The organism is Paenibacillus sp. FSL R5-0407, assembly GCF_038009185.1.
GTDB lineage: Bacteria > Bacillota > Bacilli > Paenibacillales > Paenibacillaceae > Fontibacillus > Fontibacillus vini.
Genome location: NZ_JBBPAX010000001.1, coordinates 1,687,129 through 1,710,256, shown reverse-complemented (window position 1 = coordinate 1,710,256; position 23,128 = coordinate 1,687,129). Strand labels below are relative to the sequence as shown.

Sequence of the window (23,128 nt, the reverse complement as noted above, 5' to 3'; positions counted from 1 at the left end):
CGGGATAAACAGGGGAAAGGGGAGGAACGCCGATGGAATTGGCAACAAAGTTTGTAAACAAAAAATTGCTCACACCAACCTTCGTCAGTCTATGGATTATTATGTTTTTGGTGGAATTTGTAAAAGGTGCCCTGATCGTCGCCATTCTTCCCGTGTATATGGGAGACGTATTGCAGCTTAGCGCATTTGCGATCGGCTTATCCTTCTCGTGCCAGTACATAGGAGACAATCTGTTCCGCAGCCCGGCAGGCTGGCTGATCGAGCGCATCGGGTTCCGATTGACGATGACGATCGGGCTGTGCATTACTTTGGGAGCCGTTTTTATCATTACGGTTATGAAAACAATGGGCTTTATCGTGTTGGGATGCGCCCTGCTCGGGATCGGCACAGCGCCGCTATGGCCCTGCGTCCTGATGGGCATAACGGCGGTGACGGAGGAAAACAAAAATTTCGGCACCGCCATGGGGGTCATCCAGATCTCGAGCCTGGGGGGGACAGGCCTGGGGCCGGTTATCATCAATTTTCTGGTCAGCGTATCTTATACAGTCGTATTCTGGGTGCTGCTGAGCTGCATGGGGCTTGTGGTCCTGGTATCGCTGTTTCTGCCTAGACATGCGGGGAACCGTAACACGGGCACAGGTACCGAGACCGTGGCGGACACGTCTGCCACCGCAGCGTTATGGCAAGGCGGAGCAGCCCGGATCTGGCAAAATATCAAGGAGACGCACCGTCATATCCGGACTCATCTGAAGGTGAGCCCGCTGCTTTATCCGGCGCTGTTCCTTCAATCCTTTGCCGTCGGGCTGCTTACCCCGGTCATTACGCTGTTTGTCCGCTCCGAGCTGGGCCTCTCGCCGGAAGCGTTCAGCCTGATGCTGATCTCGGGTGGCGGGGTCACCGTGCTCGGGTTGATTCCCGTCGGCAAACTCGTTGACCGGTACGGGACTCGACGGTTTTTGAACGCCGGCTTTGCGCTGGCCGCCGTATCCGTCGGACTGTTTGCCTTTATCCGGCCGCTACCCGTCGTGTGGACGCTGGTCATGCTGATTGGAGTCAGCTATGCGCTGATCCTGCCCACGTGGGATACGATGATCTCTCACCTGCTCCCGGAGGGGGAGAAGGGTACCGTGTGGGGGCTTTTCCTGACGATCCAGGGCACCGGCATGATCGTAGGGCCGATCGCCTCCGGCAAAATGTGGGACGCTCTTGGGGCCCCCGCTCCCTTCGTGGCGAGTTCGATCTCCATGGCCCTGCTGTTCTTCCTGCACTTGTATTTATCACGCAAACAACCCGCTTCTGCCGGAGTTTCGACCCGGTAAGAGCGGGGGGAGGAGCGAGATACTGTACAAGTGATCGTCCCACGTCGCTTCGCACCGCGAGCTGTAAGCACGCAGTTTTACACATGCGCGCTTACAGCTCGCGCTGTTTCGCTGCATGACGGCGTCCGGTCGCCCACTACTTAGCCGCTTGGATTAACTTGAAAACCTCCGGTTAGTTTCGGCTAGCTAGGTGTGTGCTGGCTCATTTAGCTGTAAAACCTGCAGTTAATTTCAACAATCTCGGCTTTCTAACCAAATTAGCTGTAAAGCCTACAGTTAATTAAGCTGTTATCGCTTGAAGATGGGGGAAAAGTCAAATTTAGATGCAGGTTATACAGTTATTTTCAATATTTTACTGGATACCGGCTAATTAGCTGTAGAAAATACAGTTAAATTATATTCAACAGTAATCAATCCGACATTGTATCAGCAACTAATGCCAACTAGAATCTTTCCGTCACAGTCACAGCATCAGCAGCTAAAAGGCACAAAGCAATCATCCGAAACAGCTTCAGCAACCAGTGCCACTCTAAGTTTTCTGACATTCATCATATCGGACTTTCCAACTCATTTAGCTGTAAAACCTGCAGTTAATTTCGGCAATCCCGGCTTTCTAACCCCATTAACTGTAAAACCTCCAGTTAATTGAGCTGTTACCACCTGCTGAGGGGGAAATAGCCAAATTTAGATGGAGGTTTTACAGTTATTTTTAATATTCTAATGGATACTCGCTAATTAGCTGTAGAAAATACAGTTAAGTTATTTCATGTTCCACTTTCGGCTCCCTTAATTATCAGAAAGAAGCCTGATACAGCGGAAGCAGGGAACCGAAGGTTTCTTCGATTTTTGCCGTAAGCTTCTCACCGTCACCCAAGATCGGATCATCCCGCTCAATGCGCAGACCGCACATGATCTCTGCTTTCTTTACTGTTTTCAGCTTCTCAGCCATGTCCTTAAGCGTTTGGGAGCTCGTGTCGGTATGAAGCTTACCGCCCGGATCCATGTGATCCATGGACCAGTAGAACTCGCCTGGTACGGCTTTTTTTATTCTGGCGGTGTGCTTCTGCACATAATCGGCGAATACCGCTTTATTCGGACTTTCATAAATGACCGCAAAAATAATAAACAAATGAGTCGAAAACATACCGACCTCGAAATGCGGGAGCGCCTTATAACCGCGTTTGCTGCTCGCCCAGGCGATCCAGGTGTCGATCGGCGGATTTACTTTCCGGCGGGCGTGCTTGGCAACATGCGGATACATGTCCTCGCCGCACAACACGGAGAGATATGGAGAGAGCGCGCCGCCCAAGGCTTCAAGCTTGGGTCTGACCCGACTGATGATGGCTTCCATCCGGGGCTCAAGCCCGGGAACTGTCAAACTATCGAAATCCTGCTCGGTAAAACCGTTAAACGTCATTTTAATACCTCCATCACTGGCTCTTGCTGGCTTGGCTTACTAACCGATTATAGCATATTTTGCAGAACGGTCCCGCCTGAGGGCGAATCCCTGGCTTCCTAGCTCCCCGGAGGATGAAATACCGCCCTTTTGAGTCAGACCCAGCCCGAAACGGGTAAAAATAATCAATAATCCAAGTTCCGCTACATAAGATGAAGAATAGGAAATGGTAAGCCGCAAGTGGGAGAAATGCGAGGCCCGGCCGACGCCCTGAAGCCCGGTTCGGGTTTGATCAAGAAAGGGAGGGAGTGCCATGAATAAAAGCTATGAAGTGGAATACTGCAACCTGGAACTCCGATTCGACCGCCGGCATATACAGCAGCTGATCCGTGATTTGATCCAAGACGGATATTCTTTATATTGGAGCGAGAAAGAATCCATTTTCATTATTTCCGTGCGAACGGGCCGCAAGCTAACGAAGCTTCGTTTTCAGCGTCTGGCGAAAGGATACAAGCTGGTGGGCGATTACGTAATCAAGGATGCCAAGTTGGCCGAATGGCTGGAGAAGCTGATCGGGGATCTTCGCGGTCACGCCGTGGTTAAGCGCTTTAAAGACCGGCAGATTCTGATCGAGAATATCCTGTTCGGCGAAGTGATCAGGCTGGTAGAGATCAACGGTATGGAGCATCGTGTGATTTTTCAGAAAGGCCCTGTTCTCGATACGGGAAAAATGGCGGAAATGTTCGCCTCACAATCGGCGGAGCAGCAGCTTGAAAGCTTGCAGCAGGAGCTCGACCGGGAGTTGGAGATGCTATACGAGGCGCTGCAAAAGGGAGACAAAGAACTGGCCGAGATTTGCAAAGAGAAGCTTCGCAAACTGCGGATCAAATTGATCCGGCTTGAATGGTAGCCTTCTTTTTAACGCAAACTAGGATATAAATCATTGTAAGGCCCCCTGATTTATGGGGGGTTGTTTTGTGGGTACCGGGTTCAAGGGGTTCACTTCTGTACTCAAAAGAGTTAAAATGATATTATTGATAAAAATAAAGTTTGCAAAGGATGGAGACCATGTCAAAACAACAGATTGGCGTTATCGGCCTGGCCGTTATGGGCAAAAATTTGGCCCTCAATATCGAAAGCAGAGGCTTTACCGTTTCGGTATTCAACCGCTCCCCGCAAAAAACGCATGACCTACTTGAGAACGAAGCCAAAGGCAAAAATCTTGTCGGTACTTTCTCGGTAGAAGAGTTTGTGCAATCCCTGGAAACGCCACGCAAAATTTTGATCATGGTACAAGCCGGTTCCGCGACCGACGCGACCATTGAGAGCTTGCTTCCTTATCTGGATCAAGGCGACATCATTATCGACGGCGGTAACGCTTATTTCCCTGACACTCAACGTCGCAGCAAAGAACTTGAAGCCAAGGGCTTCCGTTTCATCGGTACAGGCGTATCGGGCGGCGAAGAAGGCGCGCTTAAAGGCCCTGCAATTATGCCGGGCGGACAAGAGAGTGCTTATAAATTGGTAGAGCCGATTTTGACGGCGATTTCCGCCAAAGTAAACGGCGATCCTTGCTGTACATATATCGGACCGGACGGTGCCGGACACTATGTGAAGATGGTTCACAACGGCATCGAATACGGCGACATGCAGTTGATCGGCGAAGCTTACCATCTGTTGAAAGACGTGCTTGGCGTGGACGCCAAAGAATTGCATGAAATTTTCACTGACTGGAACAAAGGCGAGCTGGACAGCTACCTCATCGAAATTACCGCCGACATCTTCTCGCAATATGACGAAGAAACAGGCAAACCTATGGTTGACGTGATCCTCGACGCAGCCGGACAAAAAGGCACCGGCAAATGGACAAGCCAAAGCGCCCTCGATCTCGGCGTTCCGTTGTCCATGATTACGGAATCCGTATTCTCCCGCTTCTTGTCCGCGATGAAGGAAGAGCGCGTGGCGGCCAGCAAAATTTTGAGCGGCCCGGCTAAGAAATCGTTCAGCGGCGACAAAGCGGAATTTATCGAGAACGTGCGTAAAGCGCTGTTCGCAAGTAAAATCGTGTCCTATGCCCAAGGCTTCGCACAAATGCGCTCCGCTTCGGATGAGTACGGCTGGGACTTGAAATACGGCAATATCGCTATGATTTTCCGCGGCGGCTGCATTATCCGTTCGCAGTTCCTGCATAACATCAAAGAAGCGTATGACCGTGATCCTGCTCTCAAAAACCTGCTTCTGGACTCGTACTTCAAAAATGTCGTGGAAAGCTACCAGGATGCATGGCGCAAAGTGGTTGCAGCCGCTGTTGAGAACGGAATTCCGGTTCCAGGCTTCTCCAGCGCATTGTCCTACTACGACAGCTACCGTACGGAACGTCTGCCTGCCAACCTGCTTCAGGCGCAGCGCGACTACTTCGGAGCTCATACCTTTAAACGTGTGGACAAAGAAGGCGTATTCCATCACCAATGGTTCTAAGAACCAAACTTTGGAATCATGTATTGAACGGCTCGAACAAGGGCGCCAAGGCAACGGACATTCCGTTTGCTGCGGCGCTCTTTTTTCATAGGGGCAGGTTGCGGAGTCTTAGAAAAGTGATATTTTTCAGGGGAGAAGTGCCAAAGTTACCAGCCTGTGTTATGATATGAAAAAGTTAATTTGAGAACCATGGGATCAGGAAACAAAGTAGGTGAAAATTTGACAAAAAAAAGCGATGTTATCGTACTGATCGGGATGATGGGGACCGGGAAATCTACGGTCGGGGCACATCTTGCCGCAGAGACGGGATACCGTATGCTGGATTTGGACGCAATGATTGCGGAGAAGGCGGGCTGCTCCATTCCCGAGTTGTTTGAAGAGAAGGGCGAGTCCTATTTCCGCGAGCTGGAATCGGCTGTTCTGGTTGAAGCGCTTAAAGTTCCGGGATCGATCCTGGCCACAGGTGGCGGAGCGGTGCTTCGGGAAAGCAATTGCGGGGAAATGCTGAAATACGGCTGGGTTGTCGCGCTTGCGGCTACAGTGGACGAAATCGTTGCCAGGGTCGGAGAAGATAAGGGAAGACCGCTGCTTGCCGGCGGGGCCAGACAACGCGTCACGGCGCTGCTGGAAGAACGGAAGCATGCTTATGACTTTGCACATGTAACCATCGATACTTCCGGCAAAAGTGCGGAAGAAGTGTCTGCGGAGATTTTAATGCATTACCGCGGTTAATCAATCAACAACACATACAAAGGGGATATACATATGGATATGATCGTTAGGCCCACTGCGGAACTAAAAGGAGAAATCGGAGCGCTGTCCTCCAAAAACTATACGACCCGCTATCTGCTGGTAGCCGCTCTGGCGGAAGGTACAAGCACGGTGTACTACCCCGCCCACAGCGAGGACAGCGATGCGATGCGCCGGTGTATTCAGGATCTCGGCGCAGTATTGCAGGAAGATGACGAGAAGATCGTCATCACCGGCTTCGGCAAGAACCCGCGGGATGTGAAGGAACTGAACGTTGGCAACGCGGGAGCGGTGCTGCGGTTTTTGATGGCGATTGCAGCGCTTTGCCCGGATGTGACCTTTGTAAACACCTATCCGGACTCCCTCGGTAAACGTCCGCACAGCGACTTGATCGAGGCGCTGGAATCGATGGGCGTGGAGATTGAGCATCAAGAAGGCCGGCTGCCGATCACCATCCGCGGCGGCAATCCTAAAGGCGGGAAGATTAAAGTGTCCGGCGAAGTCAGTTCGCAATATTTGAGCGCCTTGTTATTTCTGACCCCGCTGCTTGAGGAAGACAGCGAGATTGAAGTGCTTGGCGACTTGAAATCGAAGGTCGTCATCGGGCAGACGCTGGAAGTGCTTGAGCAGGCGGGTATTAAGATCGACGCCGCCAGCGATTATATGAGCTTCCGGGTTCCGGGACGGCAAGCTTACCAGGCCAAGAACTATACGGTTCAGGGGGATTATCCCGGCTCGGCGGCTATTCTCGCCGCGGCAGCCGTTACGAAATCCGATGTGAAGGTGCACCGCCTGATGGAACGCAGCAAACAAGGGGAACGTGCCATTGTCGATGTGCTGCAAATGATGGACGTTCCGCTTAGCCATAAGGACGGCACGGTCCATGTGCTCGGCAACGGGCGGCTTCGCCCGGTTGAGTTCGACGGCGATGCCGCGACCGATGCGGTGCTGGCTATGGTGGCTGCAGCCGTATTTGCTGACGGCACCTCAAGATTCTACAACGTGGAAAATTTACGGTATAAGGAATGCGACCGCATTACAGACTATCTCAATGAGTTGAAAAAGGCGGGCGCCCAGGTGGAAGAGCGCCAATCGGAAATCATCGTTCATGGCCGTCCTTCGGGCCTCGAAGGCGGAGCGACGATCAACGCTCACTACGATCACCGGGTGATCATGGCTTTGACCGTCGTCGGTCTACGCTGCAAGGAACCGCTCCTTATCAAGGACGCGCATCATGTAGCCAAATCTTATCCGCAATATTTCGATCACTTGACTGCGCTTGGCGCTTCGGTCGAGTGGGTAAAATAACGGTAAAGAAAGGTGTGATCCCAAATGGCATTTGAAAATCCGAGCCGTGAGGAAATCAAGGGTATTTTGCAAAATGCGGGCAATATCGCTGTCGTCGGTTTATCCGATAAAAGTGACCGGACTTCTTATATGGTAGCCCAGGCGCTCCAGAACAACGGTTACCGGATCATTCCGGTCAACCCGGCAGCCAGCGGCGAAATTCTCGGCGAGAAGGTCTATGCCGCTTTGAAGGACATCCCCGAGCCGGTGGATATCGTCAATGTGTTCCGCCGAAGCGAATATACGCCGGAGGTGGCCCGCGAAGCGGTGGAGATCGGAGCCAACGTGCTCTGGCTTCAGCTTGGCATCGAGAGCGACGAGGCTTATGAGATTGCTTCCCAAGGCGGTTTAACGGTCATCATGGACCGCTGCATCAAGGTGGAAGACAGTATTTTGATCGGAAAGAGATAATTTATCACTACCGAGAGACTCGGCCCCTGCGGGGCCGGGTTTTTTATTTATGTATTCCGAATTCCTTTGACAAATTTGCAAACCTGGGCTTACCATAAAGTATTAGAGAGAGGGTATCCTATATTACGAAAGTAGGACATTAGGGGGTCGAAACATGATACAGGGTATCGGTGCAGCCGCGGGCGTAGCGATAGGCAAAGCTTTTGTGCTGCCCGCCTGGGAGTGGGATGTGCAGGATCGCCGGATGGAGAAGGTGGATCTCGCCAAGGAATTCGAGAGATTGTATGAGGGAATCCGCACGTCCAAAACCGAGATCGAGTTCATGAAGAATGAAATCAAGGAGACGGTCGGGGTAGCGGAGTCCAGCATTTTTGACGCGCATATCGCCATTTTAGAGGACCCCGTGTTTATGAGTGAAATTCAGGGGATCATCGAACGCCAGTACAAAGCGGCCGAGGTGGCTGTTAAGGAAGCGATCGACCATTTTGTAACGATGTTTGATCTTCTGGATGATGAATATATGAAAGAGCGGGCGCTTGATATTAAGGATGTCGGCAACCGGCTGCTGAAGCATCTGCTCGGCACGCCTGAGATTACTCTGCCCGCCGACACACAGCCGTACATTCTTGTCGCCAAGGAGCTTTCGCCGTCCCAATTAGTGCATTTGAATCCGGAGAATGTGCTGGGCATGGTCACGATGGCGGGAGGGCAAACTTCCCATTCCGCGATCATGGCCCGTGCCATCGGAATTCCGCTGGTGTCCGGCCTGGAAAACAAGCTTGTCGAGCCGCTTCAAACAGGGGATTTCCTCATTATTGACGGGGATGATGGCCGGATATATCTGAATCCGGAGCAGGAATTGATCGACCGGTTTACCGAGATTGCCGAAGGTCAGCGCCGCAGAAAAGAACAGCTGCAACTGCTCGCCTCCGTCGATGCGGTGACGAAAGACGGCTACCATTTGCGGCTGGCTGGGAATATCAGCTCGCTGAAGGACCTGGAGCAGGTAATGAAATACGGAGCTCATGGGGTAGGACTGTTCCGTACGGAATTTTTATATATGGACCGCCCCACTTTTCCAACGGAAGAGGAGCAGTATGAGGTATACCGCCAGATCGTTGAGAAGGCAGGAGGATATCCGGTAGTCATTCGGACACTGGATATTGGCGGAGATAAGCAATTGGAATATTTTGCGCTGCCGGAGGAAGAGAATCCGGTGCTTGGGTATCGCGGTATCCGCATCAGCCTGGACAGCAACGAGCTGTTCAAAACCCAGCTAACCGCCTTACTGCGGGCCAGCGCGCATGGCCACGTGAAAATTTTGTTCCCGATGATCTCATCCCTGGAGGAATTCAGGGGCGCCAAGCGGATTCTGGAGGAGGCTAAGCTGGATTTGGCGGTCCGCGGCCTTCCGTTCCGTTCCGACATCGAGGCGGGTATTATGATTGAAGTGCCGGCCGCCGCGGCGATTGCGGATCTGCTGGCAAAGGAAGCCGATTTTTTCAGCATCGGGACAAACGATCTGGTACAGTATGTGCTGGCCGTGGACCGGATGAACGAAAAAATCGCACATATGTATCATCCTTTTCATCCTGCCGTACTTCGCCTGCTGCGCCAGACCGTGTCCGCAGCGAAGGAAGAAGGGATACCCGTCAGCGTATGCGGAGAATTGGCCGGCGATGAGAGAGCGCTGCCGATCTGGCTTCACCTTGGTGTGGACAGTCTCAGCATGTCGCCGCAAGCTTTGCTCCGCGTGAAGCATCGCGTTTTGAACAGCACGCTCAAGGAGGGGCAAGAGGAAGGCAAACTCTGCTTCCGGCTTACCACGAGCGAAGAGATCGAAAGAGAGCTGTCCGGTTTTCTGGGCAAGGACCCGGTAGCGGGCCGCTAATATAAGCAATATTAAAGCCGGGGGAAGAGTGATCTCCCTCCGGCTTTTTCGTTCTTTATCCTATTTTGAGGCAGCAGCCAGAGCATCCACGAACGCCTTGCCGTATTCCGGCAAATCGGGCGGACGTCTTGCCGAAATAATATGCCCGTCGCTAACGACCGGTTCGTCTTTCCAGATGGCTCCGGCGTTCTCCATATCGTCGCGGATTCCCGGCGTTGAAGTGACTGTGACTCCCTTCAGAATGCCTGCCGATATCAACACCCAGCCGGCATGGCAGATCTGGCCGATCGGCTTCTTGTCGTTATGCATCTCGCGAATAATATCCAGTACTTTCCCGTAACGCCGCAGCTTGTCCGGAGCCCATCCGCCCGGAACCAGGATTCCGTCATAGTCGCTGGCACGGATTTCCTCGAACGCAAATTCGGCCTCAGCGGGTACGCCATATTTACCGATGTATTTTTTGCCTTTCTCGGCGCCTGCCAAATGCACCTCGGCACCTTCCTCCCGAACGCGGTAAATCGGGTACCAAAGCTCCAAATCCTCGAATTCTTCATCCACCAGAGCTATCACTTTTTTTCCAGTAAGTCTCAAAACTTTCTCCTCCTGTCTATTGAAACTCTTGACGAAAATCGTTTTCGATATTTTAATTGTATCAAAAATAAAGATTTCTTTCATGATGCTGTCGCATGGTTATTTATTCTTTACTTAGCGATTATTACATTAAATAAAATGTTGAGAATTAAATGAGGTGATCCTGTGCGCAAGCTTTGCCGCTGCGGACAAAACATGAACCTCGGTTTCAGGCTGGTTATTTTCGAAAACAAGTTCCAGGTCGACCGGGTTCCGATTCTAGAGTGCGAAGAATGCAATTACTATGAAGTGCTGCCTTCCTTTAAGGCGGATGTAATCGACTTGTTAAGCCAATTGAAGGAGCAAGGCGAGAGCGTGCGTGTTTATTTTACCGAAATCAACGAATTGGCGGACGTGCTATACGGTCTGTCTTCACAAGCAGCCAAGCTGGACCCTTCCGCATTTAGGGTGTTATTGGAGCAAAGCTGCAACGAACGGATCAATCTGCTGCTCGATCTATACGGATGCGCACAAAAAATGGAAGACACCGCCTGGATGAATGAAATCGCCGTCCGGCTGGCACCTTTGTCGAAATTTGTTAAAAAAGGACAGTCCCTTAGCGCGAAATAAAATGAAAATGATATGAATTTGTCGTTATAAGTTGTTTTTAGCTTTCCCTTTTTGGTAAGATATGAATAGAAAACGTGAAAATTATTTTCTGAAAGGGGACGGATGCGGGATGTCCGAATTGAAGAGAATAACTACTACTGAGGATCTTCAGAAGGCGTTTGAGCAATCGGCGGACCAGCCGCTGCTGCTGTTCAAGCATAGCACAAGATGTCCGATTAGCGCCGGAGCTCACCGGGAGCTGGCGGATTACCTGAACGACGCTCCGAATGAGAAGATTACATATGGGCTGATCTATGTGGTTGAAGACCGCGAAGTATCCAACGCGGCGGCGGAGAAGCTTGGCGTCAAGCACGAATCTCCTCAAGCGCTGTTGGTTAAAGACGGCCAAGCGGTATGGCATGCTTCCCATTCTAAAATTACCGCGGATGCAATAAGAGGAATTCTTGCAAAATGAAGCGTTATCATTGCGTAAAGTAATATTTTGTCGTATCATAAATTTAATTGAGCAGCAGGGACTTTGGTTGGACAACGATTGAAAATCTATTGGCAATGGAGAGAAGAATGTGACGGTTACCATTTACGATGTGGCACGTGAAGCGGGCGTCTCGATGGCAACGGTTTCCCGGGTTGTGAATAACAATCCCAACGTGAAGCCGCAAACCCGGAAGAAAGTTTATGAAGCGATTGAACGTTTGGGATATCGTCCGAATGCGGTGGCAAGAGGGCTTGCCAGCAAGAAGACGACCACGGTCGGAGTGGTGATCCCGGATATATCTAATTCGATTTTTGCGGAGATTGCGAGAGGCATCGAAGACATCGCTAACATGTACCACTATAATATTATTTTGTGTAATGCCGACAAGAAGAAGGAAAAGGAAATTCGCGTCATCAACACCCTGCTTGAAAAGCAAGTGGACGGGCTTCTGTTCATGGGCGGAACGGTGACGGAAGAGCACGTGCAGGCATTCCAGACCTCGGCTGTGCCGATCGTTTTGTGTGCTACGAGCGATGAGAACGGGGCGATCCCTTCCGTCGATATCGACCACGAAGCCGCTGCATTTGATGCGGTGAGCACGCTGGTAAGACACGGGCACCGGCATATTGCGATGATCAGCGGTACGCTGCAGGATCCAGCGAACGGCTATGCTCGGTTCCAAGGTTATAAACGCGCGTTAGAAACCGCGGGAATTCCGTACGATGAGGATCTGGTTCGCATCGGGAACTATCGTTACGAATCCGGCGTTGAAGCGATGAAATATTTCCTTGGGCTTAAGAAACGCCCTAGCGCGATTTTTGCGGCTACGGATGAGATGGCGATCGGAGCGATCCACAGCATCCAGGACGAAGGTCTTAAAGTGCCTGACGATTTCTCCATTATCAGCGTTGATAATATTCGTATGGCTTCCATGGTACGGCCTCAGCTGACCACGGTAGCTCAGCCGATGTATGATCTTGGCGCGGTGGCCATGCGTCTACTTACCAAGCTGATGAAGAAGGAAACGGTAGAGAACCCTCGCGTGATTCTGCCGCACGAAACGATTTTGCGGTTGTCCGTCAGCCACATTTAAAGGCTGGTTTTGATTATAAAGAGAGATACAACAGACAAATATATGAAAAAGGTTATACGGCAAAAAGCTCCTGATTCAGGAGCTTTTTATATGTTATAAAATAACGTTTCCGGAGTTAGGGTTCGGGTTACATTATAAATTGATGCTGAAAGTAAAGGAGCGAAGCACGAGTGCCGACAACCATCGGAATTATCGGAGCCATGGATGAGGAAATCGCCTTGCTTCTGCAAGGGATAGAAGGCCAGGAACAGGTCATGCAGTCGGGCATTTCTTTTGTAAAAGGCCGGTTTCACGGCAAGGAAGTGGTAGTTTGCAAATCAGGGGTGGGGAAGGTAAACGCGGCGATTACGACGCAAATCCTGATCGACCGTTTTGATATCGGAGCGGTCTGGTTCACGGGCGTGGCGGGAGCGTTGGACCCGAGTCTTAATATCGGGGATATCGTAATCTCTTCTTCTTGCCAGCAGCACGATATGGATTGCTCCCCGCTCGGCTTCAGTCGGGGGATTATCCCTTTTCAGGAAACCTCGGATTTCCCCGCTGATCACGGCTTTATCAAGCTGGCCGAGGAAGCCTGTTCCCGCGTGTGCAAGGAACAAGGCTATGTGATCGGCAGAGTGTTATCCGGCGATCAGTTCATCGCCGATTCGGAAAAGGTCCGCCTGCTGCACGAAACGATGGGCGGCGCTTGCGTGGAGATGGAGGGCGCCGCAATCGGGCAAGTATGTTATACGAACTCGGTGCCTTATGTCATTCTCCGCTCGATGTCGGACAAGGCGGACGGCACGGCCAATGTGAATTTCGCCGAATTTACCGTAGCCGCCTCGAAACGTTCTTTCGAGATCGTGGAAGATATGATCCGCCATTTCGAGGCATCCTAGATCACGTCTCAGGATATTCCTGCAACGCAACCGCGAGATTCTCGCGGTTTTTTGCTGTGATCTCGTCTCTTCGCGGAATTCCTTCCCACCGGGACAAATCGTCCAGCCATTCGGTAGGCAGCGTCTGTTGCGTCTGCCCTTGCCATTTGTCTATCCAGCTCCGGGGCAGGTGCGCATGGGCGGGATCCCCCTCGTCCAGAGCCTGCTTCAAAGGGTGGTGGCTCATTTCCAGCCACAACAGCCCCCAAGCGCGCGGAACTACCCGCCACATGTCGTAACCCCCGCCTCCCACGGCGACCCATCGTCCTTCACAGTAAGTATGGGCCAACTCGTGCAGAATCGCCGGCATCCGGTTGTAAATATCCATGCTGCAATGCATATGACTCAGCGGATCCAGCGCATGGGCATCGCAGCCGTGGAGGCTGACGATGAGGTCGGGCTTGAAGTAAGCCGTCAGACGTGAGATGGACTGCTCGAAGCATTCCATCCAGGAAGCGTCCTCGGTATAAGGCTGTAGCGGGACGTTCAGGCATGCTCCGTAGCCTTGGTGTTCCCCTCTTTCGTTGAGATACCCGGTTCCGGGAAATAAATACTTGCCCGTCTCATGGATAGAGTATGTACATACCTCCGGATCCGAGTAAAAACTCCACTGCACCCCGTCCCCATGATGTACGTCCGTATCCACATAAAGGACTCTGGCGTTATAATGCCGTCTGGCATATGAGATCGCTACGGCGGCATCATTGTATACACAAAACCCGGCCGCTTTCGCGGACAAGGCATGATGCAGACCGCCGCCCAAATGGAGGGCATGGGTAGATTTCCCGGACATAACGGCTTCCACGGCCGTTATTGTGCCTCCGGTTACATAAGAGGCCGCTTCGTGCATTCCGGCAAAATAGGGCGTATCCTCGTCCATCAGGCCGTATTGTTCGGCCCGCCCGATCCAGTCGGGCTCGGGCGTAGCTTGGCTCAAAGCTTTTACCGCTTCGATATAGGCCGGTTGGTGGATCCACATCAGCTCTTCATCCGATGCCGGACGGGACAATAGCATTTGCGAGGGCGCAAGCGCCCCTATGCTTGATAAGAGGTCAAGCGTGAGCTGCAGCCGGATCGGATGGAAGGGATGATGATCGTGAAACCGGTAATTCATCGATTTATCGTGATGAACAAATAAAGCGCTTCCAGACATGGCGTCACGCGTCCTTCCTCTTGAGTAAATAATCAATACATGAAGCGCTGCTGGAAACGGATTCTGTCAAACTGTTCTTCGGATTCGATCGGAACTTCCTTGCCGATCCGGACCATCAGGCAGTTGGCGGGGTGGGAGCAGATTTCCGGATCATCGGTCGCGTACCAGACCATATCAACGGTTTGCATCAGCCGTTCCATCATCTTGCGGTAATCCCAAACGGATAAGCCGCTGCTTTTAAGATCCCAATGCCAATAATACTCGGTAGTAAACACGATGTACTTTTCCATCTGACCGTCTTCAAACGCCGTGGAGATCATGCGGGAGCCGATTTTCAGGGACCGGTATTCATTGGACACTTCAATCGCGCCCAACTCGATCAGGTCAGGCATGTTCCCTTGAGACCACCGCTCCATCTCATCGGGATAGTGAAAAGTCACGTAGCCGATGATCACGTCATTTTCCCGGGCCAAAATAATCCGCCCTTCCGGAAGGCCAGCGATTTCAATCAGAGCCAGGTGCTGATCCTCCGGTTTGCGGAAGGCGTCCAGTTCGGGATGCATCCGCAGGGTACGGAGATGGGATGGCGTTACGGGGCCTTCCAGGACAATTTCGTGGTTTTCATGGGGCAGGGTATGGCGGATATACGTTTTTCGGTGTTCCATCATTGCCGCCTCCTTTGCTCGTTCCACTCTCTTATAACAGAAAAATGAAAATTTGAAAAGTATAGCCGCTATGTAAGACGTATGTTATAATGTTTCCGACATAAAATTTTCACAATTTTCACTTGACATCGTGATTTTTGTTGCATACTTTTCTTTGCGGTCTTTTTCGCGTTTCTGATCAAACGGATGCCGTCCTATTAGCCGTCGCTCAGTGATCTTTCAACCACATGTTCTTTGTATCCGTTTTCATGATTTTGATCTATTCTATTAAACTTTTGTTCAGATCAAGGGAGGATGGAACGATGAGTCAAATGCAGGGAGAAATTATTTCAGCGGGAGCCCCTTCATCAAACCTGGGGAACTACGAAGAAGCGTATGCCAACTTTAACTGGGAGGACGTAGAAAAGCAGTTTTCCTGGTATGAAACCGGAAAGGTCAACATGGCTTATGAAGCGATCGACCGTCATGTAGACGAGGGAAGAGGCGACCGGATCGCATTGCGGTTTAACGACCCGACCCGGGAAGAAACTTACACGTTCAAAGATTTGAAGGAGAAATCCAATCAATTTGCCAATGTGCTCCGCAGTCAGGGGATCTCCAAAGGGGATCGCGTATTTGTGTTTATGCCGCGCAGCCCGGAATTATACGTCAGTATTCTAGGAATCTTGAAAGTCGGGGCCGTAGTCGGTCCTCTGTTCGAGGCGTTTATGGAGACCGCGGTCAAAGACCGTTTGGAGGATAGCGGAGCGGTTGCGCTTGTAACGACAACGACTTTGCTGCCGAGGGTGAAACGGGATGAGCTGCCGCTGCTGCATCATATTTTTCTGGTGGGAAAGGACATTGAGCCTGAGGCAGGCATTATTGATTATTTTAAAGAGATGGAGCATGCTTCGAGTGATGCCGAAATCGAATGGGTAAACCGTGAAGACGGACTAATTCTCCATTACACTTCCGGATCGACAGGCAAGCCGAAGGGGGTTTACCATGTTCATAACGCCATGCTTCAACACTATTATACGGGCAAGGTAGTCCTTGATCTTAAAGAAGGAGATGTCTACTGGTGTACGGCCGATCCAGGTTGGGTGACGGGGACTTCTTACGGGATTTTCGCTCCTTGGCTGCACGGCGCCACTAATGTAGTACGTGGGGGACGTTTTAGCCCCGGGGACTGGTATGATACGATTCAAAAAAATAAGGTCACTGTATGGTACAGCGCTCCTACCGCCTTCCGGATGTTCATGGGTGCAGGGGAAGATATCGTGAAACAATATGATCTGTCCACGCTGCGGCATATTCTCTCGGTCGGCGAACCGCTGAATCCGGAGGTCGTTCGTTGGGGATATAAAGTCTACGGACACCGGATCCATGATACTTGGTGGATGACCGAAACCGGGGGACAACTGATCTGTAATTATCCTTCCATGCCGATTAAGCCGGGTTCGATGGGCAAACCGGTTCCAGGCATTCAGGCGGCTATTATCGATGACAACGGCAAGGAGCTGCCGCCTAACCGGATGGGCAACCTGGCTGTGCGCACGCCATGGCCGTCCATGATGCGGCTCATTTGGAACAACGCCCCCAAATACGAGGAATATTTCCGAATCCCGGGCTGGTATATTTCCGGAGATACGGCCTATATGGACGAGGACGGATATTTCTGGTTCCAGGGCCGGATCGATGACGTGATCAACTCCTCAGGCGAACGGATCGGACCGTTCGAAGTGGAGAGCAAGCTGGTCGAGCATCCGGCGGTCGCCGAAGCCGGTGTCATCGGTAAACCCGATCCGACACGGGGCGAGATTATCAAGGCGTTCATTTCGTTAAGAGAAGGCTTCGAACCTTCCGAAGAGCTGAAGGCCGAAATATCCCGTTTCGTAAAGGAAGGCTTATCGGCGCATGCCGCTCCGAGAGAGATTGAGTTTAAAGATAAACTGCCAAAGACGCGTTCCGGTAAAATTATGCGGCGCGTGTTAAAGGCCTGGGAGCTGAATCTCCCGGCAGGCGATCTGTCGACGATCGAGGACTAATAATCCTAATAGAGCAAAAAAAACGGGGCTATCCCGCAGCCATTGGCTGCCGAGGGATAGCTCCGTTTTCTGTCAGAATCTGAAAGCAAAGGTAAAAACGACGGCGCTTGCTATTTGCCAAACTGGACGGAACTGGACGGCGTTGATTCTCCAAGCGCATTGACCGCTGTGACTTGAACCCAGCCGGTCGTATCGCTTTTGAAGGAGAACGATGTGCCCGAAGTCGAACCGAGCAGAGCAAATTGTCCGTCCGAAGTATTTGAATAATAGATGTTATAACTTGAAACTTGCTCAATGGAAGAAGACGCTGCCCATTGGATTGAAATATCGCCGCCGTTCCCTTGAACGACTACCTGGGCGGGAGCGGTAGGCGGCAGCATAATGCCTTCCTGGCCTGGTTCGCCTTCCATCCCGGAAGGATCTCCTTCCGTCCCCGGGAAATCAGGAATCCAGCTGTCTGAGCTGACGATCGCGCTAGGCTCGGATTCCTTGCCGGCTACGTCGACAGCCGTTACGTAGTAGGAATGGGTAAACCCGCCGGCTCCGGAATCGGAGATCTCGGTACTCCCTCCGGTTAGGGCTGCATGGCCCGTATACTTGAAGGAACCGCCGTCCTCGGAACGATAGAGGCGATAGCCTACCACGTCTTTTTCCGCATTTTTGCTAAATGTGACCTTCGAGTTTCCGCCTGATGACGTAAGCTTTACGTTCGTGGGTGCCGCAGGCGCGGCTCCGTCATCGACGCGAGGATCCGGTTTAGTCGGTGCGTCCTCGCCGGCATCCTTCGGCATGTAGTAGCTCAGCGGCTTGTGACCGCCTTTCATTTTGGCAAAGGCATTTTCAAGCTCATCGATCAGTTCCTTGATCGGTTTTTCGCGCTTCATCACTACTTTTTCGAGCAACATATCCGCCGGCGTAGCTTCCTGCGGAATATAGTTGACTCCTTCATAAGTGATGTATTTCATCCGGACCAGAACATCATCCGGTTCTTTAGGGACGTATTTGGCATTGAAAATGTCGGTAACCATTTTTCCCGCCTGTTTGGTAAGCTCCGTCGGCAGCTTGCCGCTGAAGCCCGATACGGTCGCGGATACGATGCCGTCGGGTTTGACGAATTCCGGCGTGACGAACAGATCCGGCTCATTCTCGGTCACTTCGTTCATGACCATGGCCCAAATCGAGCGGGCCCGGGACTTGCCGGGCTCCGACAGCGTATTGACCGGCTCTTTATAACCGATCCATACCCCGAGGGTAACGTCGGGCGAATAGCCCATAAACCACACATCGGCGTAATTTTGCGTCGTTCCGGTTTTTCCGACGATTGGAATTTCCCCGTACTTCTTGAAATCGCTCTTAATCGATTTCCCGGTTCCGTCCTTGATTACGGTCCGCAGCATGTCGGTCATGAGATAAGCCGTTTGCTTGGAGAAGACCCGTTTCGGCTCAACCTCATGCTTATACACGATCTTTCCTTTGGAATCCGTAATTTTGGCGATCATGTAGGCGTCGTTGAATTCACCGCCGTTGGCAATTGCCGTGTACGCGTTAGTGAGTTCCTCCACGGTAACCCCGTATTTCAAGCCGCCGAGTACGCCGGTTTGCGCCCCGTAATCCTGTTCATCGAGGGTGGTGATGCCCAGTTTCTTGGAGAAATCCCAAGCCTTTTCGATGCCCACAGTTTCGTTAAACAGCTTCAGGGCCGGAATATTGCGCGATTCGTTCAGTGCGGTCCGGGCGGTTACAAGGCCTTTATAGCCGCCGCTGGAGTTGACCGGGATGTGATATCCTTTTTGGTAATCGCGTAGAATCATCGGCGAATCGTCAATGATGCTCGCGGGCTGGATCAGCCCCTCTTCCATGGCCGGCAAATAGGCGGCGATCGGCTTCATGGTCGACCCCGGTTGACGTATCATTTGCGTTGCGTAATTCATTTGCTCCGTATAAAAATCCCGACCTTCGATCATTCCGAGGATGGCCCCGGTATGATTGTCGATCATCATGCCGGCGACTTGCTCAAGCCCCTTGGTTTCGCTGTATTTGGAGAAGTTCTTCTCGTTTTCCGAAACCTTGTGCATGGAGTTATAGACTTTTTTGTCGATCGTCGTGTAAACCCGATATCCTCCGGTCAGCAGCTCTTGACGAGCTTCTTCAAGTATTTGCGAGTTTTTGGCGACCTCTTCTTTGGTCATCTCCGGATTGTTCAGCATGGCGATCGTAATTGCGCTCTGACGTTCCGTTTCGAGCATCAGGTACGGAAACGTCTCGTAAGCTTTCTTTGTTTGCGGTGCGAGCGACCCTTTAATATCAAACGCCAGCGCATCGTCATATTGGGCTTTCGTTATTTTGTTCTCCTCAAGCATCCGCTGAAGCACTAGGCGCTGCCGTTTGAGCGCTCGGTCGAAGGCTTCCTGGTTGAACTCTCCTTTGCCGTTATAGGCGGAATAAGAAGAAGGAAGCTGCGGCAACCCTGCGAGATAGGCGGACTGGGCAGTGTTCAGATCATCAAGATTAACAATATTGAAAATACCTTTGGCTGCTGCTTTGATCCCGTAAACCTGATAACCGTTGGAGCCGTTCCCGAACGGTACTTTGTTCAGATATGCCGTTAAAATTTCATTTTTGCTCAGAAACCGTTCCAATCGCAGTGCGAGCAGAATTTCTTTTACCTTCCGGTTGTCTGTCCGGTCCAGATTCAGAAATACCCGGCGTGCCAATTGCTGGGTGAGCGTGCTCCCGCCGGTCTGGATGTCTTCTTTGAGCAGCTTTTGCTTTACGGCGCGCATGGTCCCTTTCAGGTCCACACCCTTATGTTCTTCAAAATGATTGTCTTCAATAGCGATGACAGCGTCTATGACGGAAGAAGGGATTTCGTCGAAGCTGACGGGCCGCCGGTCCTCTTCCGAACGCAGCTGGCCGATCGGCTGGCCGTCGCGGAAGTAGGCGAATCCGGTGATTTCGTTATGATCGATTTTTTGTTCAATATCGGTACGTGATCTCACGGGTTCGTCTATGACGATTGAGGAGACGTATCCGAATACTGCCCCTCCGGCAAACAAGGCCCCGGCAAAACCGAGCAAAACAAGCCATCCCAGCGTAGTCCAGACCCAGCGGCCGCGTCTGCGTTTGCGTACGGGCTTCTTGTTTCTGGATTCGCTTCGCGACTTTCTTTGCCCTCCCTTGCCGGAGTTGTTATCGTTTTCATGAACCATGGAATTCCTCCTTTTAACAGCAACATTATAGCATAAAAAAGGGCGTTTGACCGCTTTTTCCACCCATTCGGACACGATCCGACCGATATTCGGGAGAAGCCGAGGTTTGACTTGACGAAAGTTTCTGTGTTATAAAATAGCTAATTGCATATCGTCAAAGGCTTGGAAAGACTTAGTAGAAGGCGGAATCCCGCCGCTCAGAGAATCGGTGGTCGCTGCGAACCGAATGGGCGGATCCCTTTTGAATTACCGTCTGGAGCCGTCCGGGGGAACGCAGAATTGTCAGTAGTCCGGTACCGGGAAGACCCGTTATTGAAATGAGGTGAAAACCGTCTGTTTGCCTGTGCTCGGGTTATGGGCATTGATTAAGCAGCGGTTTTAATTAGGGTGGTAACGCGAGCAGCTCCTTCTCGTCCCTTGGGATGAGAAGGAGCTTTTTGTCGTTTTCGGCAGATATAAATTAATTGTGGAGGATGATTGAAGATGAAATGGGATGAATTGACACTGGCTCAGCAGGAAGAAGTAGAACGCCAACTGCAGGTGATTTCCCGCGGGGTTGTTGAAATTGTGCCGGAAGACGAATTAAGACAGAAAATCATGAAATCGGTGGTTACCGGAACACCGCTGAATGTGAAGCTTGGCCTTGATCCTTCAGCGCCGGACATTCACGTGGGGCACACCGTAGTTTTGCAAAAGCTGCGTCAGTTCCAGCAATTCGGGCATCAGATTCAGCTCATTATCGGCGATTTCACCGGGAAGATCGGCGATCCGACAGGGAAATCGGAAACCCGCAAGCAGCTGTCCGAGGAGGATGTGCAGCGGAATGCCGAGACGTACCGCCAGCAAATTTTTAAAATTCTGGATCCGGAAAAAACGAAGGTATTCTTTAACTCGGAATGGCTCGCGCCGATGACGTTTGAAGAAGTGGTCAAGCTGGCGGCAAAAGTTACCGTAGCCCGGATGCTGGAAAGAGACGATTTCACCAAGCGTTATCAGAACGGCCAGCCGATCAGTATTCATGAATTTTTCTACCCGCTCATGCAGGGGATGGATTCGGTTGCGCTGCATACCGATATCGAGCTTGGGGGGACGGACCAGAAATTCAATCTGCTGATGGGCAGAACGCTGCAGAAGGAATATGGCCTGGAACCTCAGATTGCTATTATGACACCGCTGATCGAAGGTCTTGACGGTGTGCAGAAGATGAGTAAAAGCCTTGGGAACTACATCGGCATCGACGAGGAACCGAATGAAATTTACGGTAAATCGATGTCCGTACCGGATGACCTCATGCTGAAATACTTCGAGCTGGCGACTGACTTGACGAATGAGGAGTTGGCCGTGCTTAGCGAAGGCGTTAAGCTAGGGGCTGTTCATCCACGTGATGCCAAAATGCAGCTGGCTTACACCTTCGTACGCATGTACCATGGCGTCGACGCAGCCGAAGCGGCACAGGAGCACTTTATTACCGTCTTCCAACAGCGGGCGCTTCCGGAGGATATTCAAGAGATTACGGTTGCTGCCGGAGAACTGAATGACGGTAAAATCGGTCTGATCAAGCTGTTGTCGCTCCTTGGATTTGCGGCTTCCAATAGTGAAGCCCGGCGCAGTATTCAGCAGGGTGCGGTCAAGGTGAACGAAGAGAAGCTTACGGATCCGAATGCCGAAATCGCTATTGCGGATGGAGATGTCATCCAGGTAGGCAAACGCAAATTTGCCAAGCTGCTCGTGAAATAAGAAGAAAGGGGCCCTGAGGCCCCTTTCTTTGATTTTATTAAATTGAGCCGTACGAGCATTAATAGGACCAAAAAAACCGGCCAATCCCCAAGGGAGTTGGCCGGTTTTGAATTCTTAACGGTTGTAGAATTCGACGATTTGTTTTTCGTCGATGTCTTGGGACAGCTCGGAACGCTCAGGCAGACGAATGAACTTGCCTTCTACTGCACTGTCGTTGAATTCCAGGTAAGCTGGAAGATGCGAGCGGTTTTCCAAAGCTTCTTTAACAGAAGAAAGGCTGCGGCTTCTTTCACGAAGACCAATTACGTCGCCAAGGCTTACACGGTAAGAAGCGATATCCACTTTCTTGCCGTTTACGGTGATATGACCGTGGGAAACCAATTGACGAGCGCCAGCGCGGGAATTTGCAAAACCAAGACGGTATACCAGGTTGTCCAGGCGGCTTTCAAGCAGCGCCATGAATGTTTCACCGGCGATACCAGGCATTTTTTGCGCTTTAGCGAACAAAGTGCGGAATTGCTTCTCGCCCAAACCGTACATGTGGCGCAATTTTTGTTTTTCCAAAAGCTGCATGCCGTAGTTGGATACTTTTCTCCGTTGGTTAGCACCATGTTGTCCCGGAGGGAAAGGGCGCTTCAAATCTTTGCCAGTGCCGCTCAGGGAAATGCCGAGACGACGGCTGAGTTTAAATTTAGGACCAGTGTAACGTGCCATTGTATAGGTAGACTCCTTTTAAATTGAAATTTTCGGTGTAGGGTTCTACTTGCGCGGGTTTTGTTTGGGCGGGCGGAGGATAGTTTAATCCGCTCTCTGCCAGGAGAGTTCAGCCGCTGTCCTGTCAGCAACAAAAACCGAGAGGGTGCTTCGCATGCGTTACGCCCTAATCAAGATCCTATCCAGATCTTTATCAACAATAAATATTATATGAAATTGGGCGGTAAAGTCAAGCGGGGGATTTTGTTTTAAAAGGAAGAATCGTGTCGATAGGGCTTACGTCCTAAAATAATTGGGTAAAATGAAGGAATTTTAATGCAAAACCATCTGGATGATAGTAAAA

General features: G+C 51.3%; 19 protein-coding genes and 1 other annotated feature. Of the genes, 13 read left to right on the top strand and 6 right to left on the bottom strand.

What is annotated here, in order from left to right; translation table 11 throughout:
- The first annotated feature begins 32 nt into the window (after positions 1-32).
- Positions 33-1,319 (top strand): MFS transporter, encoded by a 1,287-nt coding sequence (locus tag NYE70_RS08330; RefSeq protein ID WP_213653915.1) that lies wholly within the window; start codon positions 33-35, stop codon positions 1,317-1,319.
- Between the two features lie 793 nt (positions 1,320-2,112).
- On the opposite strand, the gene NYE70_RS08325 is transcribed toward NYE70_RS08330, so the two are convergent.
- Positions 2,113-2,736, bottom strand: a complete 624-nt coding sequence (locus NYE70_RS08325) for a YktB family protein (RefSeq protein ID WP_341045641.1) — start codon at positions 2,734-2,736, stop codon at positions 2,113-2,115.
- Between the two features lie 292 nt (positions 2,737-3,028).
- On the opposite strand from NYE70_RS08325, the gene NYE70_RS08320 reads away from it, so the two are divergent.
- The 6 genes from NYE70_RS08320 (at position 3,029) to ptsP (ending at position 9,592) form a co-directional block, all read left to right on the top strand.
- Positions 3,029-3,625 (top strand): hypothetical protein, encoded by a 597-nt coding sequence (locus NYE70_RS08320; RefSeq protein WP_341045640.1) that lies wholly within the window; start codon positions 3,029-3,031, stop codon positions 3,623-3,625.
- Between the two features lie 158 nt (positions 3,626-3,783).
- The gene (gene gndA, locus NYE70_RS08315) at positions 3,784-5,193 is read left to right on the top strand and encodes an NADP-dependent phosphogluconate dehydrogenase (RefSeq protein ID WP_211019723.1); all 1,410 of its coding nucleotides are present in this window, start codon (positions 3,784-3,786) and stop codon (positions 5,191-5,193) included.
- A gap of 219 nt (positions 5,194-5,412) precedes the next feature.
- Positions 5,413-5,925, top strand: a complete 513-nt coding sequence (locus NYE70_RS08310) for a shikimate kinase (RefSeq protein ID WP_247681490.1) — start codon at positions 5,413-5,415, stop codon at positions 5,923-5,925.
- Between the two features lie 33 nt (positions 5,926-5,958).
- Positions 5,959-7,251, top strand: a complete 1,293-nt coding sequence (gene aroA, locus NYE70_RS08305; protein WP_213653919.1) for a 3-phosphoshikimate 1-carboxyvinyltransferase — start codon at positions 5,959-5,961, stop codon at positions 7,249-7,251.
- A gap of 24 nt (positions 7,252-7,275) precedes the next feature.
- Entirely contained in the window at positions 7,276-7,701 is a 426-nt protein-coding gene (locus NYE70_RS08300; protein WP_211019720.1) for a CoA-binding protein, read from the top strand.
- Positions 7,702-7,855: 154 nt separating this feature from the next.
- Positions 7,856-9,592: a phosphoenolpyruvate--protein phosphotransferase gene (ptsP, locus tag NYE70_RS08295; protein ID WP_290406088.1), complete on the top strand. Its 1,737-nt coding sequence runs from the start codon at positions 7,856-7,858 to the stop codon at positions 9,590-9,592.
- A 60-nt stretch (positions 9,593-9,652) separates the two neighbouring features.
- Here ptsP and NYE70_RS08290 read toward each other — a convergent pair whose 3' ends face one another.
- Positions 9,653-10,183 carry a type 1 glutamine amidotransferase domain-containing protein gene (locus NYE70_RS08290; RefSeq protein WP_290406089.1) on the bottom strand — a complete coding sequence of 177 codons (531 nt, stop codon included), beginning with the start codon at positions 10,181-10,183 and terminating at the stop codon, positions 9,653-9,655.
- 165 nt (positions 10,184-10,348) lie between these two features.
- On the opposite strand from NYE70_RS08290, the gene NYE70_RS08285 reads away from it, so the two are divergent.
- The 4 genes from NYE70_RS08285 to NYE70_RS08270 all read left to right on the top strand — a co-directional run bounded on the left by NYE70_RS08285 (position 10,349) and on the right by NYE70_RS08270 (position 13,241).
- Positions 10,349-10,792, top strand: coding sequence for a hypothetical protein (locus NYE70_RS08285; protein WP_290406090.1), 444 nt, complete (start codon positions 10,349-10,351; stop codon positions 10,790-10,792).
- A gap of 109 nt (positions 10,793-10,901) precedes the next feature.
- A complete protein-coding gene (ytxJ, locus tag NYE70_RS08280; protein WP_341045639.1) occupies positions 10,902-11,246 on the top strand; it encodes a bacillithiol system redox-active protein YtxJ in 345 nt (114 codons plus the stop codon).
- Between the two features lie 109 nt (positions 11,247-11,355).
- Complete coding sequence (ccpA, locus tag NYE70_RS08275) at positions 11,356-12,360, top strand: catabolite control protein A (RefSeq protein WP_213653923.1); 1,005 nt, start codon at positions 11,356-11,358, stop codon at positions 12,358-12,360.
- Between the two features lie 170 nt (positions 12,361-12,530).
- Positions 12,531-13,241 (top strand): 5'-methylthioadenosine/adenosylhomocysteine nucleosidase, encoded by a 711-nt coding sequence (locus tag NYE70_RS08270; protein WP_290406092.1) that lies wholly within the window; start codon positions 12,531-12,533, stop codon positions 13,239-13,241.
- A 1-nt stretch (position 13,242) separates the two neighbouring features.
- On the opposite strand, the gene NYE70_RS08265 is transcribed toward NYE70_RS08270, so the two are convergent.
- Both NYE70_RS08265 and NYE70_RS08260 read right to left on the bottom strand, forming a co-directional pair.
- Positions 13,243-14,433, bottom strand: coding sequence for an acetoin utilization protein AcuC (locus NYE70_RS08265; RefSeq protein WP_341045636.1), 1,191 nt, complete (start codon positions 14,431-14,433; stop codon positions 13,243-13,245).
- A 32-nt stretch (positions 14,434-14,465) separates the two neighbouring features.
- Positions 14,466-15,098 carry a GNAT family N-acetyltransferase gene (locus NYE70_RS08260; protein WP_211019712.1) on the bottom strand — a complete coding sequence of 211 codons (633 nt, stop codon included), beginning with the start codon at positions 15,096-15,098 and terminating at the stop codon, positions 14,466-14,468.
- 302 nt (positions 15,099-15,400) lie between these two features.
- Between NYE70_RS08260 and acsA the strand changes: the two genes are divergently transcribed.
- On the top strand, positions 15,401-17,125 hold the full coding sequence (gene acsA / locus NYE70_RS08255) for an acetate--CoA ligase (RefSeq protein WP_211019711.1): 1,725 nt from the start codon (positions 15,401-15,403) through the stop codon (positions 17,123-17,125).
- A 110-nt stretch (positions 17,126-17,235) separates the two neighbouring features.
- Here the strand turns inward: acsA and NYE70_RS08250 are convergent, their stop codons facing one another.
- The gene (locus NYE70_RS08250; protein WP_341045635.1) at positions 17,236-20,334 is read right to left on the bottom strand and encodes a transglycosylase domain-containing protein; all 3,099 of its coding nucleotides are present in this window, start codon (positions 20,332-20,334) and stop codon (positions 17,236-17,238) included.
- Between the two features lie 154 nt (positions 20,335-20,488).
- Positions 20,489-20,755, top strand: a binding site (T-box leader).
- A gap of 62 nt (positions 20,756-20,817) precedes the next feature.
- On the opposite strand from NYE70_RS08250, the gene tyrS reads away from it, so the two are divergent.
- Positions 20,818-22,071, top strand: a complete 1,254-nt coding sequence (tyrS, locus tag NYE70_RS08245) for a tyrosine--tRNA ligase (protein ID WP_211019705.1) — start codon at positions 20,818-20,820, stop codon at positions 22,069-22,071.
- Between the two features lie 114 nt (positions 22,072-22,185).
- On the opposite strand, the gene rpsD is transcribed toward tyrS, so the two are convergent.
- On the bottom strand, positions 22,186-22,785 hold the full coding sequence (rpsD, locus tag NYE70_RS08240; RefSeq protein WP_341045633.1) for a 30S ribosomal protein S4: 600 nt from the start codon (positions 22,783-22,785) through the stop codon (positions 22,186-22,188).
- Between the last annotated feature and the right edge of the window lie 343 nt (positions 22,786-23,128).